24 protein-coding genes and 1 pseudogene are annotated in these 25,196 nt (G+C 68.3%); 8 read left to right on the top strand and 17 right to left on the bottom strand.

Going from position 1 to position 25,196, the window contains the following annotated elements:
- Nucleotides 1-12: 12 nt before the first annotated feature.
- The 7 genes from ACSFBC_RS21170 to ACSFBC_RS21140 form a co-directional block, all read right to left on the bottom strand.
- Nucleotides 13-1,047 (bottom strand): serine/threonine protein kinase, encoded by a 1,035-nt coding sequence (locus ACSFBC_RS21170; protein ID WP_435512331.1) that lies wholly within the window; start codon nucleotides 1,045-1,047, stop codon nucleotides 13-15.
- A 34-nt stretch (nucleotides 1,048-1,081) separates the two neighbouring features.
- A complete protein-coding gene (locus ACSFBC_RS21165) occupies nucleotides 1,082-2,200 on the bottom strand; it encodes a DUF2855 family protein (protein ID WP_435512330.1) in 1,119 nt (372 codons plus the stop codon).
- A gap of 172 nt (nucleotides 2,201-2,372) precedes the next feature.
- Nucleotides 2,373-2,798, bottom strand: a complete 426-nt coding sequence (locus ACSFBC_RS21160) for an organic hydroperoxide resistance protein (protein WP_435512329.1) — start codon at nucleotides 2,796-2,798, stop codon at nucleotides 2,373-2,375.
- Between the two features lie 69 nt (nucleotides 2,799-2,867).
- Nucleotides 2,868-3,317: a MarR family winged helix-turn-helix transcriptional regulator gene (locus ACSFBC_RS21155; protein ID WP_435512328.1), complete on the bottom strand. Its 450-nt coding sequence runs from the start codon at nucleotides 3,315-3,317 to the stop codon at nucleotides 2,868-2,870.
- A 137-nt stretch (nucleotides 3,318-3,454) separates the two neighbouring features.
- Entirely contained in the window at nucleotides 3,455-4,777 is a 1,323-nt protein-coding gene (locus ACSFBC_RS21150) for a serine hydrolase domain-containing protein (protein WP_435512327.1), read from the bottom strand.
- 68 nt (nucleotides 4,778-4,845) lie between these two features.
- The gene (locus ACSFBC_RS21145) at nucleotides 4,846-5,661 is read right to left on the bottom strand and encodes a crotonase/enoyl-CoA hydratase family protein (RefSeq protein ID WP_435512326.1); all 816 of its coding nucleotides are present in this window, start codon (nucleotides 5,659-5,661) and stop codon (nucleotides 4,846-4,848) included.
- Between the two features lie 119 nt (nucleotides 5,662-5,780).
- Nucleotides 5,781-6,629 (bottom strand): 3-hydroxybutyryl-CoA dehydrogenase, encoded by an 849-nt coding sequence (locus ACSFBC_RS21140; RefSeq protein ID WP_435512325.1) that lies wholly within the window; start codon nucleotides 6,627-6,629, stop codon nucleotides 5,781-5,783.
- Nucleotides 6,630-6,742: 113 nt separating this feature from the next.
- On the opposite strand from ACSFBC_RS21140, the gene purT reads away from it, so the two are divergent.
- Nucleotides 6,743-7,945: a formate-dependent phosphoribosylglycinamide formyltransferase gene (purT, locus tag ACSFBC_RS21135; protein WP_435512324.1), complete on the top strand. Its 1,203-nt coding sequence runs from the start codon at nucleotides 6,743-6,745 to the stop codon at nucleotides 7,943-7,945.
- Nucleotides 7,946-7,982: 37 nt separating this feature from the next.
- A complete protein-coding gene (locus ACSFBC_RS21130) occupies nucleotides 7,983-8,918 on the top strand; it encodes an alpha/beta hydrolase (RefSeq protein ID WP_435512323.1) in 936 nt (311 codons plus the stop codon).
- 140 nt (nucleotides 8,919-9,058) lie between these two features.
- On the opposite strand, the gene ACSFBC_RS21125 is transcribed toward ACSFBC_RS21130, so the two are convergent.
- The 3 genes from ACSFBC_RS21125 to ACSFBC_RS21115 form a co-directional block, all read right to left on the bottom strand.
- On the bottom strand, nucleotides 9,059-10,570 hold the full coding sequence (locus ACSFBC_RS21125; protein WP_435512322.1) for a tripartite tricarboxylate transporter permease: 1,512 nt from the start codon (nucleotides 10,568-10,570) through the stop codon (nucleotides 9,059-9,061).
- A gap of 24 nt (nucleotides 10,571-10,594) precedes the next feature.
- Entirely contained in the window at nucleotides 10,595-11,083 is a 489-nt protein-coding gene (locus ACSFBC_RS21120) for a tripartite tricarboxylate transporter TctB family protein (protein WP_435512321.1), read from the bottom strand.
- Nucleotides 11,084-11,283: 200 nt separating this feature from the next.
- On the bottom strand, nucleotides 11,284-11,706 hold the full coding sequence (locus tag ACSFBC_RS21115; RefSeq protein ID WP_435512320.1) for an RNA recognition motif domain-containing protein: 423 nt from the start codon (nucleotides 11,704-11,706) through the stop codon (nucleotides 11,284-11,286).
- Nucleotides 11,707-12,001: 295 nt separating this feature from the next.
- On the opposite strand from ACSFBC_RS21115, the gene ACSFBC_RS21110 reads away from it, so the two are divergent.
- From ACSFBC_RS21110 to ACSFBC_RS21090, 5 genes and pseudogenes are all read left to right on the top strand, one after another.
- Nucleotides 12,002-13,252 carry a DEAD/DEAH box helicase gene (locus tag ACSFBC_RS21110; protein WP_435512319.1) on the top strand — a complete coding sequence of 417 codons (1,251 nt, stop codon included), beginning with the start codon at nucleotides 12,002-12,004 and terminating at the stop codon, nucleotides 13,250-13,252.
- A 450-nt stretch (nucleotides 13,253-13,702) separates the two neighbouring features.
- Nucleotides 13,703-14,514: pseudogene (locus tag ACSFBC_RS21105) on the top strand (TRAP transporter substrate-binding protein).
- Between the two features lie 4 nt (nucleotides 14,515-14,518).
- Nucleotides 14,519-16,420, top strand: a complete 1,902-nt coding sequence (locus ACSFBC_RS21100; RefSeq protein ID WP_435512318.1) for a TRAP transporter large permease — start codon at nucleotides 14,519-14,521, stop codon at nucleotides 16,418-16,420.
- Nucleotides 16,417-17,487, top strand: coding sequence for a LacI family DNA-binding transcriptional regulator (locus tag ACSFBC_RS21095; RefSeq protein WP_435512317.1), 1,071 nt, complete (start codon nucleotides 16,417-16,419; stop codon nucleotides 17,485-17,487). The genes ACSFBC_RS21100 and ACSFBC_RS21095 overlap by 4 nt, the downstream gene beginning before the upstream one ends.
- Entirely contained in the window at nucleotides 17,484-18,242 is a 759-nt protein-coding gene (locus ACSFBC_RS21090; protein ID WP_435512316.1) for an SDR family NAD(P)-dependent oxidoreductase, read from the top strand. The genes ACSFBC_RS21095 and ACSFBC_RS21090 overlap by 4 nt, the downstream gene beginning before the upstream one ends.
- Nucleotides 18,243-18,249: 7 nt before the next feature.
- On the opposite strand, the gene ACSFBC_RS21085 is transcribed toward ACSFBC_RS21090, so the two are convergent.
- From ACSFBC_RS21085 to ACSFBC_RS21075, 3 genes are read right to left on the bottom strand one after another with little or no spacing between them, the layout of a single operon-like run.
- Nucleotides 18,250-19,011, bottom strand: coding sequence for an ABC transporter permease (locus tag ACSFBC_RS21085; RefSeq protein WP_435512698.1), 762 nt, complete (start codon nucleotides 19,009-19,011; stop codon nucleotides 18,250-18,252).
- 46 nt (nucleotides 19,012-19,057) lie between these two features.
- Nucleotides 19,058-20,044 carry an ATP-binding cassette domain-containing protein gene (locus ACSFBC_RS21080; RefSeq protein WP_435512315.1) on the bottom strand — a complete coding sequence of 329 codons (987 nt, stop codon included), beginning with the start codon at nucleotides 20,042-20,044 and terminating at the stop codon, nucleotides 19,058-19,060.
- Complete coding sequence (locus ACSFBC_RS21075) at nucleotides 20,037-20,381, bottom strand: antibiotic biosynthesis monooxygenase family protein (RefSeq protein WP_435512314.1); 345 nt, start codon at nucleotides 20,379-20,381, stop codon at nucleotides 20,037-20,039. Before ACSFBC_RS21075 ends, ACSFBC_RS21080 begins: the two co-directional genes overlap by 8 nt.
- Nucleotides 20,382-20,536: 155 nt before the next feature.
- Here ACSFBC_RS21075 and ACSFBC_RS21070 point away from each other — a divergent pair, with 155 nt between their 5' ends.
- Nucleotides 20,537-21,802 carry a D-amino acid dehydrogenase gene (locus tag ACSFBC_RS21070; protein ID WP_435512313.1) on the top strand — a complete coding sequence of 422 codons (1,266 nt, stop codon included), beginning with the start codon at nucleotides 20,537-20,539 and terminating at the stop codon, nucleotides 21,800-21,802.
- Here ACSFBC_RS21070 and ACSFBC_RS21065 read toward each other — a convergent pair.
- Genes ACSFBC_RS21065 through ACSFBC_RS21050 form a run of 4 tightly spaced genes read right to left on the bottom strand, consistent with a single transcriptional unit; the run spans nucleotide 21,793 to nucleotide 25,186 of the window.
- The gene (locus ACSFBC_RS21065; protein WP_435512312.1) at nucleotides 21,793-22,020 is read right to left on the bottom strand and encodes a DUF3820 family protein; all 228 of its coding nucleotides are present in this window, start codon (nucleotides 22,018-22,020) and stop codon (nucleotides 21,793-21,795) included. The genes ACSFBC_RS21070 and ACSFBC_RS21065 overlap by 10 nt on opposite strands.
- On the bottom strand, nucleotides 22,017-22,388 hold the full coding sequence (locus ACSFBC_RS21060) for a translation initiation factor Sui1 (protein WP_435512311.1): 372 nt from the start codon (nucleotides 22,386-22,388) through the stop codon (nucleotides 22,017-22,019). The genes ACSFBC_RS21065 and ACSFBC_RS21060 overlap by 4 nt, the downstream gene beginning before the upstream one ends.
- 30 nt (nucleotides 22,389-22,418) lie before the next feature.
- Nucleotides 22,419-24,626 (bottom strand): ATP-binding protein, encoded by a 2,208-nt coding sequence (locus ACSFBC_RS21055; protein WP_435512310.1) that lies wholly within the window; start codon nucleotides 24,624-24,626, stop codon nucleotides 22,419-22,421.
- A complete protein-coding gene (locus tag ACSFBC_RS21050; RefSeq protein ID WP_435512309.1) occupies nucleotides 24,623-25,186 on the bottom strand; it encodes a biliverdin-producing heme oxygenase in 564 nt (187 codons plus the stop codon). Before ACSFBC_RS21050 ends, ACSFBC_RS21055 begins: the two co-directional genes overlap by 4 nt.
- Between the last annotated feature and the right edge of the window lie 10 nt (nucleotides 25,187-25,196).

Below are 25,196 nucleotides of genomic sequence, written 5' to 3'. Positions count from 1 at the left end.
AGCCGCCGTCTGTCAGGCGTAGAGCGGCTCCTCGTCCATCGACTCGCACTGGTCTTCCAGCATCTGGATCTGCCCCTTCCAGTAGTCGCTGGTGCCGAACCACGGGAAGTTGATCGGGAAGATCGGGTCTTCCCAGCGTCGCGCGAGCCAGGCGCTGTAGTGGATCAGCCGCAGCGTGCGCAGCGGCTCGATCAGCGCGAGCTCGCGGCGGTCGAAGGAGCGGAACTGTTCGTAGCCGTCGAGCAGGCCGCTCAACTGGCCGGTGCGCTGCGCGCGGTCGCCCGACAGCAGCATCCACAGGTCCTGCACCGCGAAACCGCTGCGCGCGTCGTCGAGGTCGACGAAGTGCGGGCCGCCGTTCGGGCGGTCGGTCGGGGTCCAGAGGATGTTGCCCGGGTGCACGTCGCCGTGCAGGCGCAGCTTGCGCAGTTGCGTGTCGGTGGAGGTGGACGAGAGCGCGGTCGCGCCAATGCGGTCGAGCGCGGCGTTGCAGGCCGTTTCCCAGGCGCGCTGCACGTCGAGCGGCACCTTGTCGTGGCCCAGCAGCCAGTCGCGCGAGGCGATGCCGAAGCTCTGCAGGTCGAGCGCCGGACGCGCGACGAAGGGCTTGGCCGCGCCGATGGTGTGGATGCGCGCGAGGAAGCGTCCCACCCATTCGAGCACCTCGAAATCGTCGAGTTCGGGCGAGCGGCCACCCCGGTAGGGGCTCACGCTGAAGGCGAAGCCGTCGTGGTGGTGCAGCGTGCGGCCGTGCACCTCGATCGGCGGCACGGCGGGCACATCGGCCGCGGCCAGTTCGAGCGCGAAGGCGTGTTCCTCGAGGATTTCGGCGGTGGTCCAGCGTTCGGGCCGGTAGAACTTGACGACCACCGACGCATGTGCGGCCGGCTGGTCCAGAAACACCTGGTAGACCCGGTTTTCGTAGGAGTTGAGGGCGGTCAGCCGCCCATCGCCGTGCAGGTCGAGCGTGGCCAGCGCGTCGAGCACCACGTCGGGCGTGAGGCTCTCATAGGGATGGGTATTGGCGGGCGCACTGGAAGAGGTCATGCGGCGATTGTCGCCACAGCGACCCCCGGGGCGATCACCGCCCGCCCGGTTGCTTGTAAAGCGAAAGGATATGGCCGACGCGCGGGTCGCCCCGACCCGCCAGCACCTGCGCGTAGGCCGCCTGCACCGCCTCGCCGCCGTCGTGGTGTTCGGCGTGCAGCCAGGGCTGGCGCTTGTCGGTCACGGCGGCGAGGAAATCGTGCCAGGCGGCGACCATGCGCCGGCCGAATTCGTCGGCACCCCATTCGACGGTGCGCTTCTTGATCTGCGCAGGCGCGAAGAACAGCGTGGCGCGCGGGCCGGGCAGGTCCTTGCCCGCGCCCTTGGCCGAGAGCTGTTCCACATGGGTGCCGCCGATCGAGCTGCTGTACCGGAGGTGGGCGAAGCGCGTGTGGATGGCCGTGCGCAACCCGCCGTTGCCGGCGAAGTCGATGTAGACGCAGGGCGTGTCGGCCGCGATGTCGTCGAGCGCGTCGTAGGTCACCACCCGGTCGTAACAGCCCAGGCTCTGGCAGAAAGCCACATTGGCGGGCGAGGTGAGGCCGATCACTTCGATCCCCTGGCACTGATGCAACTGGAACGCCGTGCCGTAGGCCGTCTTGCTCGACGCGCTGGACAGCAGCATGCTCTGGGCGCCGAAGAAGTCGTTGTCGGCCATGAAGTCGTCGATCAGCCACGAGGTGATGAACAGCGGCCGAAGCAGCGACTGCAGATCCTCGGTGTCCGCGGTGTAGAGCGGATCGGGTTCGCAGCGGAAGTACTGGTTGTAGACCGCAGGCAGCGCGGCGCGGTGCGGCGCCGCATCGGTGAATCGCGCGGGGGAGAGCCGATCGGGACTCAGCACCGCGCTCGACGCCATCGGCCAGTAGCCGTAGAGCCGCTCGCCCACGGCCACACCGGGGTGCAGCGACTGCACCACGCTCGCGAAGCCCCACACCGGAATGCTGCCCCAACCCTCTTCCTCGACGGGAAAGAACTGCCAGTAGCTCATCGCGTCGCCGAAGGCGGCGTAGGTGATGTTGTTGGCGGTGAGCGCGAAGCTGTCGATGCGCACGCGCACCTGGCCATCGGCCAGGGGCTGGTCGCTGGTGCTCTGCAGTCGCGTGGTGGCGAGCTGGTCCTTGCGGACCAGGAAACGGATGGTGGTGCTCATGGGGTCGATCTCCACGTGGCGTGAGTTGGGGGACGTGCAGCCACGGTAGCCACGCTGGATGAAAGGCGCTATCGCGGCCCCTGTTTTTGCGTCGCCCGGGAGACAAGCGCCGCCATGAAAAAAGCGCCCCGGCTTGTGGCCGGAGCGCCTTGTCTTTGCGAGGGACGCGAGATCAGACGATCACGAGTTCCACGTCGATGTTGCCGCGGGTGGCGTTCGAGTACGGGCAGACCTGGTGGGCCGTGTCGACCAGCTTCTGCTTCGTCTCGGCGTCGAGGCCGGGCAGGGTGATCGACAGTTGCACCGCGATGCCGTAGGCCGCGCCGCCATTCGTCGGGCCCAGGGAGACCTTCGAGTCGATGGCCACGTCTTCCGGCACCTTGACGCCGATCTTCGGGCCCACGGCCTTCATCGCGCCGATGAAGCAGGCGGCGTAGCCGACCGCGAACAACTGCTCGGGGTTGGTGCCCGGCTTGCCCGAACCGGGCGAGCTCAGCTGCACGTCGATTGCGCCGTCGCTGCTCTTGCCTGCGCCATCGCGGCCGCCGGTGGTGTGGGCTTCGGCGGTGTAGAGAACCTTGTCGAGTTTCGTGGTCATGGTCGTTCCTTGAAGAGGAGGTGGGGAAAAAGCTTCCGAGAAAAGAAGCGGGGGATGAAATGGATGGGACTACGCCGCCTTGATGCGGTCGCGCAAGGTCTGGATCTGCTGCGTGAGTGCGACGAGTTCGGGCACCGAGCATTGGGCCGCGGCCATCAGGCAGGCCGGCACATCGGCGGCGCGGGCCTTGAGCCGGCGGCCGGCCGAAGTGAGCGTGATGCGCACGCGGCGCTCATCGGCCACGTCGCGCATCCGCGTCAGGTAGCCGTTGGCCTCGAGCCGCTTGAGCAAGGGCGTGAGCGTGCCGGAATCGAGCGACAGGCGCTCGCCGAGCTCGGACACCATCTCGCCGTCGCGTTCCCACAGCGCGAGCATCACCAGGTACTGCGGATAGGTGAGCTGCAGCTTTTCGAGCATCGGCTTGTAGAGCCGCGTCATCGCCAGCGATGTGGAGTACACGGCGAAGCACAGCTGGTTGTCCAGCTTCAGCATGTCGTCGAGGGTGGGGGCGGAGCGCATGGGCTGAACTATAGCGAACAATTGAATTGTGTGCAAAGTAATTGCCGGGATGCTGGAAGGGTCGAAGCGGCCCTGTCTTGGCGCCGTCATGCAAGGCGTGCAGCGCCGGAAGGGTCCGGCCGACGCTGCAGGCGCGATCAGTTGCGCATCAGGGCCTTGGCCACCGCATGAAAGGCGGGCAGCGTCAGCGGGTCGTTGCCGGCGTTGGCGGCGATCGGGTGCGCGGCGTAGCGCACGATCACCATCTCGGCCTTCGGATCGACGTAGATGCTCTGGCCGTGAATGCCACGGGCCATGTAGGCCTGGTGTTCGTTGTGCGTGATCCACCACATGTCGCGGTACGACCAGCCCGGCAGCAACGCATAGCCGGCCTTGGCGAAGTCCGCCTTGTCGGAACCGCGCGTGATGTCGGCCACCGCGGCCGCGGGAATCGCCTGCTGGCCGTTGGCGCGGCCGCCGTTGCGCATCGCCTCGCCGAATCGGGCCAGGTCGCGCAGCGTGGTGTTGAGCCCGCCGCCGCCCGACTCGGTGCCGATGCGGTCGACCATGAAGTAGGCGTCCTGCTCGGCGCCGATGCGGCGCCAGATCTTCTCGCTCATCAGGTCGGCCAGCGACTGGTTCGATGCGCGCCGCAGGATCCAGGCCAGCACCTCGGCATTGACCGTCTTGTAGGCGAAGGCTTCACCGTGCGCGCCTTCCTTCTGCAGGGTCTTGAGGAAGTCGTAGAAGGTCTTGGGCCCGGCGTAGCCCGGCCCTTGAACGAGCATGCCGCCGGCGCGCGCGTAGTCCCAGATCTCGGCCTTCGGATCGGCGTAGTTCTCGGAGTACTTCACGCCGATGGTCATGTCCATCACCTGGCGCACGGTGGCGTCGCCGTAGGCGCTGTCCTTGAGTTCGGGGATGTACTTCGTGACCGGCGCGTTCGGGTCGAGCCTGCCTTCGGCGGCCAGGATCGCAGCCAGCGTGCCGACGAAGGACTTGGTCACCGACATCGCGAGGTGCGGTCGCTCGGGCGTGAGCGCGCCGAAGTACTTCTCGTAGACCACCTGGCCACGGTGCAGCACCAGGATGCCGTCGGTGTAGGTGCGCGTCACCATCTGGCCGAAGTTCACGGTCTCGCCGCCGATCGCCTGGAAGCTGACGCCGTCGAGGTCGATCGGCGCCGCCGGCAGGGCCGCTGCCGCACCGCCGCCGCGCCACACGTTGGCCGTCGGCACCGTCTCGCGCACATGTGAGAAGGTCCAGCGGTTGCGCGGAAAGACGCCACCGGTGCCGTTCTCGAAGACGATGAGCTTGTCGGGCGGTGGCGGAAAGCCCTGCATCCAGCCCAGCGCCTCGACCGAGGTCGCAGCGGGATCGGGCAGCTTGGGCGGCGGGGTCTGCGCGCTGGCGATGTTCATCGCGAACAGTGTGCCTGCAGCGAGCGATGCCGCGCGGCGCAGAAGGGATGCGACTGCCATGGGAAGAGTCTCCTTTGTTTTAAAACCTGCGGGTCGGGGAACGGTGCGGATGCCGTTGCCCGTGTGTCTCAGCGGCCGGTGAAGCGGGCCGGGCGCCGCTCGATGAAAGCGCGCACGCCCTCGGCGGCGTCCTCGCTGCTGGCGAGGCGCTTCTGCGTGTCGATGAACTCGGCCACCGCCGCCAGCGGCCCCTGCTCGACGGCCTTGAGCACGTTGAGCCGCGTCGCCACCACCGCCTGCGGTGCCTGGGCCGCGATCTGTTGCGCGATGCGCAGGGCCTCGCCCAGTTCTTCGCCGGCCGGCATCACGCGTTGGACGAAGTTCAGCCGCAAGGCTTCGGCGCTGCCGAACTCGTCGGCCGTCAGCAGGTGCAGCATGGCGTTGCCCAGGCCCGCGCGCTCGGCCATGCGCAGCGTGGCGCCGCCCGTGGCCATGATGCCGCGCTGCACCTCGAGCTGGGAGAAGCGGCAGTTGTCGGCGGCGATCACGATGTCGGCGCCCAGCATCAGTTCGATGCCCACGGTGAAGCAGATGCCCTTGACCGCCACCACCATCGGCTTGGTGCGGCGACGGTAGCCCTCGAGGCCGAAGTCGTGCGGCTCGACCATGCCCTTGGGCACGACCTTCTCGCCGCGCTGCATATATTCGGAGAAGGCCGGCAGATCGAGCCCGGCCGTGAAGTGATCGCCGAACGCATGCAGCACGCCGACCCGCAGTGTCGGGTCGTCGTCGAGCCGCGTGTAGGCCTCGGCCAGTTCGCGGAACATGCGCGGCGTCCAGCCGTTGCGCTTGGCCGGGCGGTTGATGCCGATCAGGAGCACGTGGTCGAGCACCTGCGTGTCGATGCACCCTTCGAGCGGCGGCGTGGTGCCGTTGGCAATCATCTTTGTCTCCTGTCTTTTTGTTCTCTCTACGCTCTATCTTCTCTTATCGCGGAACACCGCGGAACCGGCTTTGCCGGGCCGCTGGTGTTGCCCCCTGGAAGGGGCCAGCCCCTCGGGGGTCAGTAGGCGTACACGCCCTGGCCGGTCTTCCGGCCGAGCTGGCCGGCCGCGACCATTTCCTTCAACAGCGGGCAGGGGCGGTACTTCGAGTCGCCATACTCCGCGAGGTAGACCTCCATCACGGCCAGGCACACGTCCAGGCCGATCATGTCGGCCAGGGCCAGCGGGCCGATGGGCTGGTTGGTGCCCAGCTTCATGCCGGCATCGATGTCCTCGGCGGTCGCGATGCCTTCGGACAGCACGAAGAAGGCCTCGTTGATCATCGGCACCAGGATGCGGTTGACCACGAAGCCCGGCGCGTTCTTCACCGTGATGGGCGACTTGCCCAGGCGCACGGCCAGTTCCTTGACCGCATCGTGCGTGGCGTCGCTCGTGAGGTAGCCGCGGATCAGCTCGACCAGCGCCATCATCGGCACCGGGTTGAAGAAGTGCATGCCGATGAAGCGGTCGGCGCGCGAAGTGGCGGCCGCGAGCTTGGTGATCGAGATCGACGAGGTGTTGGTCGCGATGATCACTTCGGGCGCCAGCAGCGCATCGACCTGGCCCAGGATCTTGAGCTTGAGTGCGTGGTTCTCGGTGGCGGCTTCGATCACCAGTTGTGCGCTCTTGAGGTCGTCGTAGTTCGTCGAGCCCTGGATCAGCGCGAGGGCCGTGGCTTTCTGCTCGGCCGTGAGCTTGTCCTTCTTGATCAGGCGGTCGAGGCTGCCACCCACGGTGGCCAGGCCCTTGTCGACCGCGGCCTGCGAGATGTCGACCATCACGACCTTGACGCCTGCGACGGCGCACGCCTGTGCGATGCCGTTGCCCATGGTTCCGGCGCCGATGATGCCGACGGTTTGAATGCTCATGCGAAATGCTCCTGGGGAAATGAAAAGAGGGCGCGGCAAAGGCGCGCAGACGGACATTGTGGCGCAGCGCCGTTGCATTAAAGTGCCCGCTTTCCCCTTCGAGACACTTCGCCATGACCACCCTCGGCACCCCTCTGTCCCCCTCGGCCACCCGCGTGATGCTGCTCGGCTCCGGCGAACTCGGCAAGGAGGTGCTGATCGCGCTGCAGCGCCTGGGCGTCGAGACCATCGCGGTCGACCGCTACGAGAACGCGCCCGGCCAGCAGGTGGCGCACCACGCGCGCACCCTCACGATGAGCGATCCGGCGCAGCTCAAGGCGCTGATCGAGGCCGAACGGCCGCACCTGGTGGTACCGGAGATCGAGGCCATCGCCACGCCGATGCTGCAGGAGCTCGAGGCCGCGGGCGTCGTGCGCGTGATCCCGACCGCGCGCGCCGCGCGGCTCACGATGGACCGCGAAGGCATCCGCCGCCTGGCCGCCGAGACGCTGGGCGTGCCGACCAGCCCCTACCAGTTCTGCGACTCGCTGGCCGAGCTGCAGGCGGCCATCGATGCCGGCATCGGCTATCCGTGCATCGTGAAACCCGTGATGAGCAGCTCGGGCAAGGGCCAGAGCAAGATCGACAGCCCGGCCGACGTGCAGAAGGCCTGGGACTACGCGATGGCCGGTGGCCGCGTGAGCCACGGCCGCGTGATCGTCGAAGGCTTCATCGACTTCGACTACGAGATCACGCTGCTGACCGTGCGCGCACCCGACGCCCAGGCCGCGGTGCAGACGCACTTCTGCGAACCCATCGGCCATGTGCAGGTTGGTGGCGACTATGTCGAAAGCTGGCAGCCGCATCCGATGTCGCCGGTGGCGCTGAAGAAGGCGCAGCAGATCGCGCGTGCCGTGACCGACGACCTGGGCGGCCAGGGCCTGTTCGGCGTCGAGCTGTTCGTCAAGGGCGAGGAGGTCTGGTTCAGCGAAGTCAGCCCGCGTCCGCACGACACCGGCATGGTGACCATGGCCACGCAATGGCAGAACGAGTTCGAGCTGCATGCGCGCGCGATCCTGGGCCTGCCGGTCGACACCACGCTCAAGAGCGCGGGCGCCAGCGCGGTGATCTACGGCGGCGTCGACGCCACCGGCATCGTGTTCGACGGCATGGCCGATGCGCTGTCGGTGCACGGCGTCGACATCCGGCTGTTCGGCAAGCCCGAGAGCTTCGTCAAGCGCCGGATGGGCGTGGCGCTCGCGCATGCGGCCGACGTCGACACCGCGCGCGCCAACGCCAAGGAAGCCGCCTCGCGCGTGAAGCCGCGCCGAGCCTGATTCGTCCCAAGACCCATTCACTGCCGGAGAGCGATCCATGCTGCACCCCCAGGCCCGTGCCCTGCTCGATCTGATGAAGGAACGCGGTGTGCCGCCCACGCACACGCTCTCGCCGGCCGAGGCGCGCGCCGCCTACCGTGAGCGCCGCGGTTTCACCCAGCCCGATGCGCCCGACGTGGCCGAGGTGCGGGATCTGCAAGCCGAAGGAATTCCCTTGCGGCTCTACCGTCCCTTGGGTTCGGCCGCCGACGCAGCGCTGCCGGTGCTGGTGTACTTCCACGGCGGCGGCTGGGTCATCGGCGACCTCGAGACGCACGACGTGCTGTGCCGCGGCCTGGCCAACGGTGCCGGCTGCGCCGTGGTCGCGGTCGACTACCGCATGGGGCCCGAGCACCGCTTTCCCGCGGCCGTGGACGATGCACTGGCGGCCACGCGCTGGGTGCATGCCAACGCCGCATCGCTGGGCCTCGATGCGCAACGGATCGCGGTGGGCGGCGACAGCGCGGGCGGCAACCTCGCGGCCGTGGTCGCCATCGCGGCGCGCGATGCGGGCGACCTGCCGATCGCCTTCCAGCTGCTGATCTACCCGGCCACCGACATGCGCCGCGGCCAGCCCTCGCACACGCGCAACGGCGAGGGCTACCTGCTCACGCGCGACACGCTGGCCTACTTCCACGACCACTACATCGACGACCCGCGGCACGACCTCGACTGGCGCGCCTCGCCGCTGCTGCACACCGATCTGTCGAAGCTGCCGCCCGCGCTCGTGCTCACGGCCGGCTACGACCCGCTGCGCGACGAAGGGCTGGACTACGCGGACGCGCTCGCCGCGGCCGGCAACCGCACGGGCTACGTCTGCTTCGAACGCCAGATCCACGGCTTCCTGCCCATGGGCAAGGTGCTGGACGAAGCGAACACGGCGCTCGCGCTGTGCGCGGCCGAGCTGCGGCGCGCGCTGGCCCGGCAGGGCTGACCCCCCGGAAGGGGGAGGGCGAAGCGACACGAAGTGCGCGAGCCCCCGGGGGAGAGCCAAGTGCTACCGCGGAACCGGCTTTGCCGGGCCGCTGGTGTCGCCCCCTCGAGGGGAGGCGCCGCAGGCGCATCGGGGTGGTCCTATTCCTCGATGAAGGCCTCTTCGCGCTTGGCCTTGATCGACGGCAGCAGCACGATGCCCAGCAGCAGCACCGCGGCGGCCAGCAGGCCGGCCGACAGCGGCCGCGTGACGAACACGCTCCAGGTGCCGCGCGAGAGCAGCAGTGCACGGCGCAGGTTCTCTTCCATCATCGGGCCCAGGATGAAGCCCAGCAGCAGCGGCGCGGGCTCGGCCTTGAGCTTGAGGAACAGGTAGCCGATGAAGCCGAACAGGCCCACCATCCACACGTCGAAGGTGTTGTTGTTGGTCGAGTACACGCCCACCGCGCAGAACAGCACGATGGCCGGGAACAGGAACTTGTAGGGCACGGTCAGCAGCTTGATCCACATGCCGATCAGCGGCAGGTTCAGGACGATCAGCATCGCGTTGCCGATCCACATCGAGGCGATCAGGCCCCAGAACAGTTCGGGGTTGCTGGTCATGACCTGCGGGCCCGGCTGGATGTTGTGGATGGTCATTGCGCCGACCATCAGCGCCATCACGGCGTTGGGCGGAATGCCCAGCGTCAGCAGCGGGATGAAGGAAGTCTGCGCACCGGCATTGTTGGCCGATTCGGGCGAGGCGACGCCGCGGATGTTGCCCTTGCCGAAAGCCACTTCGCCCGGCTTCATCTTGATCTTCTTCTCGAGCGCATAGGCTGCGAAGGCCGCCAGCAGCGCGCCGCCACCCGGCAGGATGCCCAGCGCCGACCCCAGCGCGGTGCCGCGCAGCACGGCGGGCGTCATGCGCTTGAAGTCTTCCTTGGTCGGCCACAGGCCCTTGACGTTGGCGGTGAACACTTCGCGCTCGTCGTCGGGCTGCGAGAGGTTGCCGATGATTTCGCCGTAGCCGAACACGCCCATGGCGATCACGACGAAGCCGATGCCGTCGGTCAGTTCGGGGATGTCGAAGCTGAAGCGTGCCACGCCGGAATTCACGTCGGTGCCCACGATGCCGAGCAGCAGGCCCAGCACGATCATTGCGACCGCCTTGAGCAGCGAGCCCGAAGCCAGCACCACCGCGCCGATCAGGCCCAGCGTCATCAGCGAGAAGTACTCGGCCGGACCGAACTTGAAGGCCAGTTCGGTCAGCGGCGGTGCGAACGCAGCCAGGATCAGCGTGCCCACGCAACCGGCGAAGAACGAGCCCAAGCCGGCCGCGGCGAGCGCGGGGCCCGCGCGTCCCTGTCGGGCCATCTGGTAGCCGTCGATGCAGGTCACGACCGAGGACGATTCCCCGGGCAGGTTGACCAGGATGGCGGTGGTGGAGCCTCCGTACTGGGCACCGTAGTAGATGCCGGCCAGCATGATCAGCGCCGACACGGGGGGCAGCGCATAGGTGGCGGGCAGCAGCATCGCGATGGTCGCGACCGGGCCGATGCCGGGAAGCACGCCGATCAGCGTGCCCAGAATGCAGCCGACCAGGCAGTACAGCAGGTTCGTGAAGGTGAACGCGACGCCGAAGCCGATCGAGAGGTTGTGAATCAGATCCATGGTGTTCTTCTTTCTTTTTCTCTCTCAGCCCGAAATGAACGTGGGCCAGACCTGGATCTGCAGCTTGAGCGCCCAGATGAAGGCCACGTAGCTGCCGACCGCGAGGATGGTGGCCAGCACCAGCACGTCGCGCAACTTGAAATGCTCGCCCGCGAGGCTGGCGATGAGGGTCAGCGCGTAGATCGCGAGGATCAGCCCCATGGCGGGCAGACCGATGCTCGGCAGTCCGCCGAGCAGCACACCGAAGGCCAGGTTGGCGGCGATCACGAAGAACAGCGGCTTCCAGGCCCACTTGCCGATCTTTCCGCCGTCGGCGGGTTCGCCCACCAAGGACTGGAAGATGATGACCAGTCCCAGCAGGGCCAGCAGCACACCCAGCATGAGCGGGAAGTAGCCGGGCCCCATGCGGGCGCCGTCTCCGATGTTGTACGTGGTGGCGCCGATCGCGAAGGCGGCGCCCACGGCAGTGAACATGACCCCTGAAAAGAAGTCGGCTTGACTCTTGATACCCATTGTCTCGACCCTCTGATTTGGAGGCATGAGGGTCGTTCGCGGCGCCTGACCATGGACTGACGAAAGGGCTAAGCAGTAACGCGTAGCACCTCGTGCGGATCTGCCCGGAGTCAGGTTGCGTGGCCTTCGATGGGCGACGCGCAGACGCAAAAAAGGCTCCCGAAGGAGCCTTTTCATTTCACGGAAGTGAAAGCGAGGGCTTAGTAGCCGCCGCGGCCACCGCCGCCGCCGCCGTAACCACCACCGCCGCCGCCACCGCTGCGGCCACCGCCACCGCCGCCGTAACCACCACCGCCGCCGCCGCCACCACCGTAGCCGCCGCCACCGCCGCCGCCGCTACGGCCACCGCCGAAGCCGCCGCCGGCCGGACGGGGTTCCATCGGGCGAGCTTCGTTGACGGTCAGAGCGCGACCGTCGAGGGTGTGGCCGTTCAGGCCTTCGATGGCTGCCAACGCTTCAGCGTCGGAACCCATTTCGACGAAACCGAAACCCTTGGAGCGGCCCGTTTCGCGTTCCATCATGACCTTGGCGCTGGTCACAGCACCGAACTCGCCGAAGGCTTGTTCCAGATCGTTGTCGCGGATGGAGTAGGACAGATTGCCTACGTACAGTTTTTTGCCCATGGAGGGACTCCTAATTCAAACCAAAATAACAAAGCGATGGAGTCCCAGAATCACAACTGACTGAAAAAGCGCTGTGGCGCGAAACTGACCGATCACCGGTTCACGCTGCAGACGGAGACGCCTGAAACGCTGAAGCATTGTCGTCCACCTTTTGGGTTTTGGGTGAAAAGCTTTGCGGATCTCCGCGTAAACCCCGAAAAAAAAGTGAGGGCTCCCCGGGATGGGGTGGGCTGGCTATGCTTACCGCCTCTCTCTTCGTCCGACTTCCGGGCACCGTCTACGACACCATTTCCGCATGCCATTCACCGCCCTGGGCCTCCTTTCTCCTCTTGCGCTGGCTGCCGCCGCCCAGGGCTATGCCGAGCCGACACCCGTCCAGACGGCAGCCATTCCCGCGGTGCTGGCCGGTCGCGACCTGCTGGCCTCGGCCCAAACCGGTTCGGGCAAGACGGCCGCCTACGCCCTGCCATTGTTGCAAAAACTGTTGGATGGGCGCAACAGTTCGGCGCGGGATCTGCCGGCGTTGGTGCTGGTACCGACGCGCGAACTGGCCGCGCAGGTCGGCGAGACCCTGCGGGAATTCGCCCGGGCCTTGCCTTCCACATTGCGCATCGCGGTGGCTTTCGGCGGCGTATCGATCAACCCGCAGCTGATGGCGCTGCGGGGCGGCGCCGATGTGATGGTCGCCACGCCCGGCCGGCTGCTGGACCTGGTCGACCACAACGCGCTGCGGCTCGGTGCGCTGTCGACGCTGGTGCTGGACGAGGCCGACCGGTTGCTGGACCTGGGTTTCGCCGACGAACTGCAGCGCATCCTGGACCTGCTGCCCGCGCGCCGCCAGACGCTGCTGTTCTCGGCCACCTTCCCGCCGGCCATCGAGGCGCTGGCCGCCACGGTGCTGCGCGAGCCCTTGCGCATCGACGTGCCGTCCGAGCCGGCGACCGCGCCCGACATCGCGCAGCGCGCCATCGAGGTCGACACGTCGCGCCGCACCCAGTTGCTGGCGAAGCTGGTCCGCGACGAGGGCTGGGCGCGGGTGCTGGTGTTCGTCGCGACCAAGCATGCGGCCGAGATCGTGGCCGACAAGCTGCGCAAGACCGGCCTCGAGGCCGAACCGTTCCACGGCGTGCTGAGCCAGGGCAAGCGCAGCCAGGTGCTGGCCGACTTCAAGGCTTCGCGCGTGCAGGTGGTGGTGGCCACCGACCTGGCCGCGCGCGGCATCGACGTGGTGCAGCTGCCGGCGGTGGTGAACTACGACCTGCCGCGCTCAGCGGTCGACCACGTGCACCGCATCGGCCGCACCGGGCGCGCCGGCGAGCGCGGCGTGGCACTGAGCTTCATCACCGAGAACGACGAAGCGCATTTCCGCCTGATCGAGAAGCGCCAGGGCGCCCAGGTGCCGCGCGAACAGATCGCGGGTTTCGAGCCGGCACCGCGCAACGCGTTGAGCGCCCAGGCCGAAGCCGGCACCGGCGGCATCAAGGGCAAGCGCCCGAGCAAGAAGGACAAGCTGCGCGCTGCCGCGGCCGCCAAGACGAGCCGCTGAGGCTTCGGCGCGGATAACGGCAGGTCGCGAATGCGCCGGGCCGCGCTGCGCGCCTGACAGTGCCTGCGTCAGAACGCACTGACGTTCATCTCCTGCGTTGCATTGCCTGCACGCCCTGCGCAGGAAAGTCTTCTGGTTTCCACCAGTAAAACGTTACACCGTTCGGATCTACGATCCAAAACCGGCTTGTGTAACGATTTACCGACTTCTTTTTTGGGTTGGCTCGCTTGCCGTCCACCAGGAGACAACGACATGAACCAGCTTTCCCGACGCCACGTCCTGAGCCGCGCCAGCGCTGCTGCCGTTGCGCTCGCCGTGCCAGCCTTCGCGCGCGCCCAGTCGACGGTCCAGCTGCGGGTGAGCTCTTCGCTCACGGCCGACGGCAACTCTTCGCACTTCCTCTGGTACCAGCGCTTCGCGCAGAACCTGAAGGCGGCCACCGGCGACAAGGTGGCGCTCACCTATTTCCCGAACAACCAGCTGGGCAAGGAATCGGACGTCGTCCAGCAGGTGCGCCTCGGCGCCATCGACATGATGATTTCCGGCACCTCGATCTGGGCCACGGCAGTGCCCGAGATCGGCGTGCTCGACATGGGCTACCTGTTCCAGAACGCCGACCATGTGGGCAAGTCGCTCGACGGACCGGCCGGTGCCGCGCTGTCGAAGCTGCTGCTGGACCGCGCGTCGGTGAACGTGCTGGGCTATGCCTACAGCCTGGGTGCGCGCAACGTCTACACCAAGGCGCCGATGAAGTCGGCGACCGAGTTGCGCGGCGTCAAGATCCGGGTGCTGCCGTGCCCAACTTCGTCGCCACCCTCAAGTACATGGGGGCGGTGGCCACGCCGATTCCCTTCGGCGAGATCTACACCGCGCTGCAGACCGGCGTGGTCGACGGCCTCGAGCAGGACGCGCCGACCGTGCTGTCGGGCAAGTTCTACGAGGTCGCGAAGCACTGCATGCTGACCGAGCACATCTTCAATCCCGTCATGCCCGTGATCAGCAAGCGGGCGTTCGACCGCATCCCCGCGGCGATGCAGAAACCTTTCCTCGACGCGGCGCGCGATGCCACGCAGTTCCAGCGCGCCCAGGCCGCCAGCACCGAGGCCAAGGCCTTCGCGCAGCTGAAGACGCGGGGCGTGACGGTGAGCACGGTGGACCGTGCCGCGCTGACGCGCGACGTGTCGAAGCTGTGGACCGAGTTCGCCACGCAGTACCCGGCCACCCGGCCGATCGTCGACGCCATCGGCAGCGCCAGGGGCTGAGGTCATGGCGCTGGCCACTTCCACCCCTTCCACCGCGTTCTCCGCGGCAGCGGCCCCGGCGCCTTCCGGGCGCGAGCGCATCGAGCGTGCCTCCGCGCGCCTGCGCGTGGCGATCGAGGCCGCGGCGGCGCTGGTGCTCGCCATCGACGTGCTCGTGGTGTTCTGCTCGGTCGTGTGGCGCTATTTCCTGCACGACCCCTTCGACTGGGCCGAAGAGGTGGCCAGCGGCCTGCTGCTGCTGCTGGTGTTCCTCGGGGCCTCCATCGGGCTGGCCAGGGGCCAGCACATGGGCATCGACAGCATCCGCGGCCTGCTGCCTGCGCGCGGCAGGGATTTCGCGGTGCAGTGCTGCAACTGGGTCGTGCTGCTGGTGGCCGGCGTGATGAGCGTCTCCGGCCTGCAGCTGATGGCCTCCAGCCGCGGCCAGATCACGCCCCTCGGTCTGCCGCAGGTGATCCTGGTCGCGCCGGTCGTCATCGGCGGCCTGCTCTTCTTCGTCTTTGCGCTGCGCAACCTGCTGCTGGCGCCGAAGGGCGAGGTGCGCGGACCCGGCGTCGCGGTCGCGGCGATCGTGCTGGCGGTGATCGGCCTGCAGCTGCTCGCGCCCGCGGCGATGCCGGGCGCCGGCGTCTGGATGCTGCTGTCCTTCGTGCTGTGCCTGGTCGGCGGCGTGCCGATCGCGTTCGCGCTGGCCTTCAGTTCGGCCACCTACTTCACGCTCAACCCGAGCCTGCCGATGGTGGTGTATTCCCAGCAGGTGGCGGCCGGGGCGGAGCATTTCGTGCTGCTGGCCATTCCCTTCTTCGTGCTGGCCGGCCTGGTGATGGAGGTCAACGGCATGTCGTCGCGGCTCATCGAGCTGCTGGTGCGCGCCGTGGGCCGCCTGCGCGGCGGCATCAACCTGATCATGATCGTCGCGGTGGCCTTCTTCTCCGGAATCTCCGGCTCGAAGCTGGCCGACGTGGCCGCGGTGGGCGGCATCATGATGCCCGCCGTCCGGCGCTGCAAGCAGGACGAGAACGAGGCGGCCGGCCTGCTGGCCGCGACGGCGGTGATGGCCGAGACCATCCCGCCGTGCATCAACCTGATCATCTTCGGCTTCGTGGCCAACGTGTCGATCGGCGGCCTGTTCATCGCAGGCCTGGTGCCGGCCGCATTTCTCGCCACGGCACTGGGCGTGCTGGCCGTCATCGTCGGCACCCGGGCCGACCCGGCGCAGGCCTTTCCGCACCGCCGCCGCCTGCTGACGCTGATCGGTGGCGCGATGGTCGGCCTGCTGATGATCCTGATGATCGGCAAGGGCGTGACCTCGGGGATCGCCACCTCGACGGAGGTGTCGGCCTTTGCCGTCGTGTACGCGCTGCTGGTCGGCGGCCTGGCCTTCCGCGAGCTCACCTGGCGCAGCGTCTACAAGCTGTTCGTGGACTCGGCGGCGCTGGCCGGCTCGATCCTCTTCATCGTCGCGGCCGCCTCCAGCGTGTCGTATGCGCTGACCATCGAGCAGATCCCGCAGGACCTGGCGGCCGCGATGGTGACCGCCGGCCACACCTACGGCGTCTGGCTCTTCATGCTGATCTCGATCGCCCTGCTGATCGTCTTCGGCTCGGTGCTCGAAGGCGCGCCGGCGCTGATCATCTTCGGGCCGCTGCTCACGCCGGTCGCCACGCAACTCGGCATCCACCCGCTGCACTACGGCATCGTGCTGGTGATCGCGATGGGCTTCGGCCTGTTCGCACCGCCGCTCGGGCTGGGCCTGTTCGCCACCTGCGCGGTGACCGGCACGCGCATGGTCGATGTCGCACGGCCGATGGCAAAGTACCTGGCCGTGTTGCTGGTGGCCTTGCTGGTCATCGCCTTCGTGCCCTCCATCACCCTCTGGCTGCCCGCCCGCTTCGGATTCTCTTGAAAAACACCACCGTCACCATCGAGGACGTCGCCCGTCAGGCGGGCGTGTCCATCAGCACCGTGTCGAACGTGCTCAACGGCCGCGAGGCCCGCATGACGCCCGACACGCTGGCGCGCGTCAGGCAGGTCATCGAGACGCTGGGCTTTCGGCCCAACCAGTCGGCGCGCCGCCTGAAGACCGGCCACATGCCGATGATCGGGTTGCTCGTGCCCTCGATCGCCAACCCCTTCTTCGGTGCCCTGGCCCGCTGGGTGGAGGACGCCGCGCTGGCACGCGGCTACGGCGTGCTCCTGTGCAACACGCAGCGCAGCGCCACCCGCGAACGCGAGTACGCGCAGGCGTTCATGGCGCAGGGGATCCAGGGCGTGATCCTCGGCTCATCGCTGCAGGCCCAGGAACACCTGGGGCCGATGATCAAGAACGGGCTGGCCGCGGTCTGCTTCGACCGCACGGCGCAGCATGCCGACCTGCCGATCGACTACGTCAGCCTGGACAACCGCAGCGCCGGTGCGATGGCGGCCGAGCACCTGATGTCGCTGGGGCACCGTGAGATCGCCTATGTCTCGGCGCCGCTGCACTCGGTCAATCGCATCGCCCGGCTCGAAGGTGCGCGCGAGGCCTGCCAGCGTGCCGGCGTGCGTTTCGAAGTGCAGACCCAGGAGGCGGCACCTGGCCAGTCCGAGATGGAGATGGCCGAGATCGGCCGCACGGCCGCGCTGGCGCTGCACGAGAAGGGAACGCACGCCACCGGCATCGTGGCCATGAACGACATGCTGGCCATCGGCCTGCTCGCGGGCCTGCGGCAATCGGGGCGGCGGGTGCCGGAGGACGTGTCCGTCATCGGCATCGACGACATGTTCCTCGGCCAGTACCTGAGCCCCGCGCTCAGCACCGTGCGCCAGCCCATGCACGAGATGGCGGTCGCCGCGGTCGAGCGCGTGCTGGAGCGCATGAAGGACACCGACCAGACGCCGCACGAACTGATCTTCGTGCCCGAACTGGTCGTTCGCGAATCCACCGCCGTCGTCGGCGTGCTCAACCATCACACCAGGAGCCAACAGGCATGAATCAGCCAACCACCCTCACCACCCTCACCACCCTCGTCACCGGCGGCGCGTCGGGCATCGGCGCGGCCATCGTGCGCGCCTGCGCCGTACGCGGCGACAACGTCGTCTTCACCTATTGGTCCAGCGAGGAAGAAGCGAAGGCCCTGGCCGCGGAGTTCGGCGACCGGGTGCTGGCCCTGCGCTCGGACGTGACCGACGAGCAGCAGGTCGATGCCGCCTTCGAGACCGCCATCCGGCGTTTCGGCCGCGTCGACGTGCTGGTCGCCAATGCCGGCGGCCTGCTGCAACGCGTGAAGTGCGCCGACACCACGCTCGCGTTCTGGCGCCAGGCCATGGACCTGAACCTCACCAGCGCCTTCCTGTGCTGCCGCGCCGCGCTGCGGCACATGACGCCCCGGCGCACGGGCAACATCGTGATCATGGCCTCGCTGGCCGGCCACGACGGCGGCGGTCCGGCCGCCACGCACTACGGCGCGGCGAAGGGTGCGCTGCTGGCCTATGCCCGCGGGCTGGCCAAGGAAGTCGGCCCGGACGGCATCCGCGTCAACGCGATCGCACCGGGCCTGATCGCCACGCGCTTCCACGACGTGTTCAACACGCCCCAGGGCCGCGCCGCCGGCGTCGAGCGCACGCCGCTGCGCAGGGAGGGCCAGCCGGAAGACGTCGCCAAGGCCACGCTGTTCCTGACATCGGACAGTTCGTCCTTCATCACCGGCGAGGTGATGGAGATCAACGGCGGGATGGCGCTGTTCTGAACAGGCCCTACGCCTTGAAGCGCTTGCGCGTGAGCGCGAGCGCGAGCCAGAACGCCCCGACCCCATAGACCACCAGCACCAGGCCGTGCCGCAGTGCATCGGCCGGCCACTGGTCCATGAACAGCGGCCGCACCAGCGCGACTGCGTTGGTGAGCGGCAGCCAGGCCGCGATCGCGCGCACGAAGCCGGGCAGTTGTTCCAGCGGGAAGAACACGCCCGAGAGGAACATCATCGGCGTCATGAACAGCGTGAAGTAGTAGGTGAAGAAGTCGTAGCCCTTGGCGAGCGCGTTGAAGATCAGCGCGATCGACGAGAAGGTGATGCCCGCACCCGCGAGCACGCACCAGGCCACCAGCAGCTTCGGGCTGTGGCTGATGCCCAGGCCCAGCATCACCAGCAGGATCGCGGTGGTGGTGAAGATGGCCTTGAACGCGGCCCACAGCATCTCGGCCAGCACCACGTCGTCGAGCCCGACCGGCGCGTTCATGATGCCGTCCCAGGTCTTCTGCACATGCATGCGCGAGAAGGCCGAGTACAGCGCCTCGAACGAGGCCGCATTCATCGCGCTCATGCAGATCGAGCCGCTCGCGAGGAACAGGATGTAGGGCACCTTCGTGCCGTTGACTTCCACCTGCCCGACCAGCGCGCCCATGCCGTAGCCGAAGGCCACCAGCCAGATCAGCGGTTCGGCGATGTTGCCGATCAGGCTCGGGATCGCGAGCTTGCGCCACACCAGCAGGTTGCGCAGGAACACCGGCCACCAGCGCATGGAGAGCGCGGGCGGACGCCAGATGGAGGGGCGCGAGGCCGTGGCCTCAACTGTCTTCACGAATCTGTCTCCCCGTGAGTTTGAGGAACAGGTCCTCGAGGTTCGCCGGCCGGTGGAAGGTGCGCAGGCCGCCGTGCTGCGTCAGCGCGTTCAGCAGGGCGCGGGCGTCCTGCGTGTAGAAGAACACGGTCTCGCCGCTGACTTCGATGCGTGCCGCGAGCGCCTCGAGTTCGGGCGCCGTGGCCAGCGCGAGCGCGCCGTTGCCGTAGACCTCGACCACGTCGGGCTCGAGGTGCTCGGCGATCAGGTCGCGTGGCCGGCCCTCGGCGATCTTGCGGCCGTGGTCGAGCACCAGCAGCCGGGAGCACAGGCGCTCGGCCTCGTCCATGAAGTGGGTAGTCAGCAGGATCGACTTGCCCTGCTGCAACAGCACCTGCAGCCGTTCCCACATCAGGTGGCGCGCCTGCGGGTCGAGGCCGGTGGTGGGCTCGTCGAGCAGCAGCAGCCTGGGGTCGTTGACCAGCGCGCGCGCCAGCGACAGCCGCCGCCGCATGCCGCCCGAGAGTTCGCCGGGCTTGGCCGCGGCCTTGTGCGAGAGCGCGGCGAATTCGAGCAACTGCGGGATGCGCGGCGCGATCTGCGCGCGCCGAAAGCCGAAGTAGCGGCCGTAGACCAGCAGGTTCTCGGCGCAGCTGAAGTCGGGGTCGAGCGTGTCGAACTGCGTCACCACGCCGAGCCGCGCCTTGATGGCCAGTGCATCGCGCGGCATCTGCAGCGGGCCGTCTTCGCCCTGGTAGGTGATGCGGCCGCCGTCGGGCGCGGTCAGCCCCAGGCACATGCGCAGCGTGGTGGTCTTGCCGGCGCCGTTGGGCCCGATCACGCCCAGGCATTCGCCGGCCGCGATGTCGAAGGACAGGTCGTCGACGACGGTGGTCTCGCCATAGCGTTTGCGCAGTCGCTCGACCTGGAAGAGGGGGCTTGCGATCACGGGGCGAGCGGTGCCCGATGCATGCGGTGCCGTTCCCTCAGCCATGGACGCTGCGGCTGTCGGTCGGCGCTTGGTCGCGTTCGTCCATGCCGTAGTCGCGCACCACGTCGGCGATGCGCAGCCTGTAGTTGCCGAACACATGGCTGCGGCCCGCGGCCTGCGCGCGCCGGTGGGCATCGAGCGAGCGCCAGGCGGCCAGCGAGGCCTCGTCGCGCCAGAAGCTCAGGCTCAGCATCTTGCCGGGCTCGTAGAGGCTCTCGAAGCGGTCGATGGACAGGAAGCCGTCCATCTTCAACAGGTCCTCGCGCAAGGCGGCGGCCATCTGCAGGTAGGTGTCGCGCTGGCCTTCTGCGGGCCAGACTTCGAAGATCACAGCCATCATCGTGAAGCGTCTCCATGGGGGTGGGCCGAAGAAGCAGCAGCCGGCCTGGGGCCCGATGATCGCATCTTCGGTGCGCATTCGTCCGGGTCCCGGGCCAGGGTTGCCTCTTACACTGGCGCGCCCATCCGGGCGCATGGCAACTGGGAGTTCAGGGAATGAAGGTTCTTGTTCTGGGCAGCGGTGTGATCGGCGTGAGTTCGGCCTACCAGCTGGCGCTGGCCGGGCACGAGGTCACGGTGGTCGATCGGCAACCGGCGGCGGCGATGGAGACCAGCTACGGCAACGCCGGCGAAGTCTCCCCCGGCTATTCGTCGCCCTGGGCCGGACCCGGGGTCCCGCTCAAGGCCGTGAAGTGGCTGCTGATGCACCACCGCCCGCTGGTCATCCGGCCGCAGCTCGATCTGGCGCTGGTGCGCTGGGGCTTCGCGATGCTGCGCAACTGCACCGCCGCGCGCTACGACCTCAACAAGAGCCGCATGGTGCGCCTGGCCGAGTACAGCCGCGACTGCCTGCGCGAACTGCGCGCGCAGACCGGCATCCGGTACGACGAGCGCATGCAGGGCACGCTGCAGCTGTTTCGCACGCAGGCCCAGCTCGACGGCACGGCAGCCGACATCGCGGTGCTGCGGCGCGACGGCGTGCCCTTCGAACTGCTCGACCGCGACGGTTGCGCGCGCCACGAACCCGCGCTGGCCACGGTGCGCGACAAGTTCGTCGGCGGGCTGCTGCTGCCGGGCGACGAGACCGGCGACTGCTTCAAGTTCACCCAGCGGCTGGCGGCGATGGCGGCCGAACTGGGCGTGCAGTTTCGCTACGGCACGCAGATCCGCCGGATCGAATCGTCAGGCACGGCCATCACCGGCGTGCAGACCGCCGCCGGCACGCTGCGCGCCGACGCTTACCTGGTGGCGCTGGGCAGCCATTCGCCGTTGCTGCTGAAAGACCTGGGCCTGCGCATCCCGGTGTACCCGGTCAAGGGCTATTCCATCACCGTGCCGATCACCGACGCGGCCGGCGCGCCCGAGTCGACCGTGATGGACGAGACGCACAAGGTCGCGGTCACGCGCCTGGGCGATCGCATCCGCGTGGGCGGCACGGCCGAGCTGGCCGGCTACACGCTGAAGCTGCACGAGGCGCGCCGCCAGACGCTCGCGCATGTGGTGACCGACCTGTTCCCGCGCGGCGGCGACGTGTCGCGCGCCGAGTTCTGGTGCGGCCTGCGGCCGATGACGCCCGACGGCACGCCCATCGTCGGCGCCACGCGCTGGCCCAACCTGTTCCTGGCCACCGGCCACGGCACGCTGGGCTGGACCATGGCCGCGGGCACCGGCCGCGTGCTCGCCGACGTGATCTCGGGCCGCACGCCCGACATCGACCTCGACGGCCTGACGGTCGCGCGCTACGCCGACGCCTACCGCTGAGCGCGGCGCTGCGTCCGCAGCGGATCGAGCAGCGGCTTGAGCCCGTTGTGATCGATCTCGTGCATCAGCTGCAACAGCCGGCCGATCTCGCCCTTGGGAAAGCCTTCGCGCGCGAACCAGGTCAGGTAGTTGCCGGGCAGGTCGGCGATCAGCGTGCCCTTGTGCTTGCCGAAGGGCATCTCCAGGGTCACGAGGCGTTGCAGGTCTTCGGGGTTCACGACGAACCGCCCGCGCGCTTCACCGTCATGCCCTTCTTCTGCAGCGCGGCGATCACGGTCTCGCGGTGGTCGCCCTGGATCTCGATCACGCCGTCTTTTACCGTGCCGCCCGAGCCGCAGTTGGCCTTGAGCTGCTTGCCGAGCGCGGCCAGGCCCTCGGCGTCGAGCGCCACGCCGCGCACCAGCGTCACGCCCTTGCCCTTGCGGCCCTTGGTCTCGTGCGAGATGCGCACGATGCCGTCGCCGGCCGGCACGGCCTTGCTCAGGGTCTTGCAGACGCAGGCCGCCATCGGCTTCGCGCAATCGGGGCACACGCGGCCCGTGTCGGTGGAATAGACCAGGCGGCTGCCCGGAGTGCTGCTGTTCATCGGCGATCGTCGAAAGAAGGGGGGGAGGGCTCAGTCCGGTGCCAGCGGAAAACGCACGCTGAACACGACGAAGGGCTCGGCATGAGCGTAGCCGATGTGGCCGCCGTGGGCGCTGACGACCGCCTGGGCGATGTACAGGCCCAGCCCGAGGCCGTCGCGGTTGCGCGGGTTGTGCTGCTCGCGCCGCTTGAAGGCATTGAAGAGCTGCGACGCCGTCTCGGGCGGGATGGGCGGGCTGACGTTGCGCACGTCGAGCGTGGCCTGGCCGTCGTGGTGGCTGAGCTGCACGATGATCGATTCGCCCGGTGCGCCATGCTGGCGGGCGTTGCCGATCAGGTTGCTGAAGACCTGCGCCATGCGGTCGCCATCGACCTGCGCCAGCAGCGTGGGCGGCGCTTCCCGGATCACCTGTACGCCAGGGTGTGCGGTGCGCATCTCGTCGAGCAGATCGTCGAGCAGCCCGGTGAGGTCGACTTCGGTCCGGTGGATGTCCAGACCGCTGCCGGTCTGCAGCCGCGACATGTCGAGCACCTGCGAGATCATGCGCGCCATGCGCGTGCTCGAGGCCTGGATGCGCCGGCCCATGCGCCCGCCGGTGCTGGTGCCGGTGCTGCCGTCGGTCTCGGCTTCCTTGCCGAGCAGGCGGGCCGCCATCGCGATCGATTGCAGCGGATCGCGCAGGTCGTGCCCCAGCATCGCCATCAGTTCGGTGCGTCCACGCGCCACCTCGGCCACGCGGGCCGAACGCGCGCGCAGCAACTCGTCGAGCAGGCGGCGACCAAAAGCCATGTCGTCGGCATCCCAGGGCACCGAGGTGTCGCGTACCGTTTCGCGCCAGACATCGAACGACCCCCGTGGCGTCAGGCGCGGGCCGAGCGGACCGATGCGGTAGGTCTTCTCGGGGTGGCCGCCCCACTGGATCGTCTCGAGCTGCTCCTTGCGCAACAGCACCAGCCAGCCATGCGCGCCGGGGTCGAAGGACAACGCCAGCATGCCGCACCACACGCCGGCGGTGTCGGCCAGTACAGGGGCGAGCTGTCGCAGCGACGGGGTCGCCAGCATCTGGCCGACCGGCGCCTGCGCCGCGTCGAGCCATTGGATCAGCCGAACCGCGAGGTCGTGAGGCACTTCACCTTCGATGTGCAGTTTCGAGGCCTCGGCAATCACCACGGCATGTGCCTGGAAGGCGACGGCCAGGTCCGCCCCCATCGCGGCCAGGGCCGTGGCCGTGTCGTCGGAATGCAGTGCGGCTTCGATCAGCGTCGTGCGCAATTCGGCCGCTTCGGCGCTGCGGCGGGCGTGGTCGCGCGCCATCAGGCTCTGCACGTTGGCCGCCAGGATCTGCGCGAGCACGTCGCAGGCCATGCGCACCGAGTACGGCACCTGCAGCGGTGCCATGTGATGGCAGGCCAGCATGCCCCACAGCTGGCCGTTGACCACGATCGAGATGCTCATCGACGCGCCCACGCCCATGTTCTGCAGGTACTCGATGTGGATCGGCGACACGCTTCGCAGCACGCAGTGGCTCATGTCCAGCGCGTCGGTTACGCCGGGCGCCGGCTGCATGGGCACCGGCGCTGCATGCACATCGGCGATCAGGCGCAGCGTGTTGACGACATAGAGCCGACGCGCCTGTGCCGGGATGTCGCTCGCCGGATAGCGACGTCCGAGGAAAGGCTCCAGCGAGGCGATACGGTCTTCGGCCACCACATCGCCGCTGTCGTCGTGACGGAAACGGTAGGCCATCACCCGGTCGAAGCCCGTGAGCTGGCGCACCGCACGGACCGCGAAATCCATCAGGCCGGCCACCGAATTCTGGCGCTTGATGCGTTCCATGGACCGGTGCGCCTTGAGCGCGAAGTCGGCCATCACATCGGCCGTCGCGGGGCGCAGTTCGAACTCCGCGACGACCAGGCCGGCCGCGCCGTGCACCACCAGGTCGAACACCTGGCCGTTCACGTGCACCTCGGAGCTGGTGGGAAGGCCGTCGTCGGGCAGCGCCAGCAGTTCGCCGATGGCCGCATGCACCTCGGGATCGTGTTCGAAGTGATGTGGCGACAGGATCTCGCCAGCGGCCGGTGCCGTCGATCCCAGCAAGGCTGTCGCGTTGGCACTGACGTAGACGGCGACCCGCGCGGCCGAGAAGGCGAGCAGCGCGCCGTGCGACTGGACCAGGCCCGGGATGTGGATCGGTTCGCGCGCGCAGTTGTCGAGGTTGATCGGCAGATCGACGCTCATGCGCAGGCCTCCGCGCGGCGGTGGCATTGCAACAGCAAGTCGAACGCATGCACCGCGCCGTCGCAGGCGCTGCGAACCGCGTCCGGCGTGAAGGGCTGCGCCCGCAACCCGGCAATGAAGGCCTTCCAGCTCGCGCCGGTCTGCTCGCCCGCGCCCTGCAGGTAGTTCAACGGATGCGGCGCCAGGCGTTCGGCCAGTTGGCGGTAGAGCACGCGGCCGCCCAGACGGGAGCCCTCCAGGACATAGGCGAGCCCCCAGACGAAGGCCGCATCGCAATGCACGCTCTCGGAGGCCGTGTCGACGTCGTGTGGCGAGGGTTCTGCAGGCAGCAATGCGTCGCACAGGCGGAGGTCGTCGGCCACTTGCGCGTGGTGCGCGGCCAGGGGCGATGGCTCCGGCGCGAAGACGGCCAGCCGGTGCATCCAGGCGTCGAGCAACCGCAGGTGCGCGCGGTAGTCCGAGAGGCTGGGAGAGGGACTCGACAGCGGCAGGCACTGGTCGACTTCGGCGTGCAGGGCGCCGGTGGCCGCTCGCAGGGCGTCGAGGATGTCGGTTGGCACTGGGCTGGCC

Origin of the sequence: Variovorax frigidus (genome assembly GCF_051216515.1) — a bacterium.
Taxonomy (GTDB): Bacteria; Pseudomonadota; Gammaproteobacteria; order Burkholderiales; family Burkholderiaceae_C; genus Variovorax.
The sequence above is the reverse complement of the archived record's forward strand: the minus strand, read 5'-3'. Positions and strand labels throughout refer to the sequence as shown.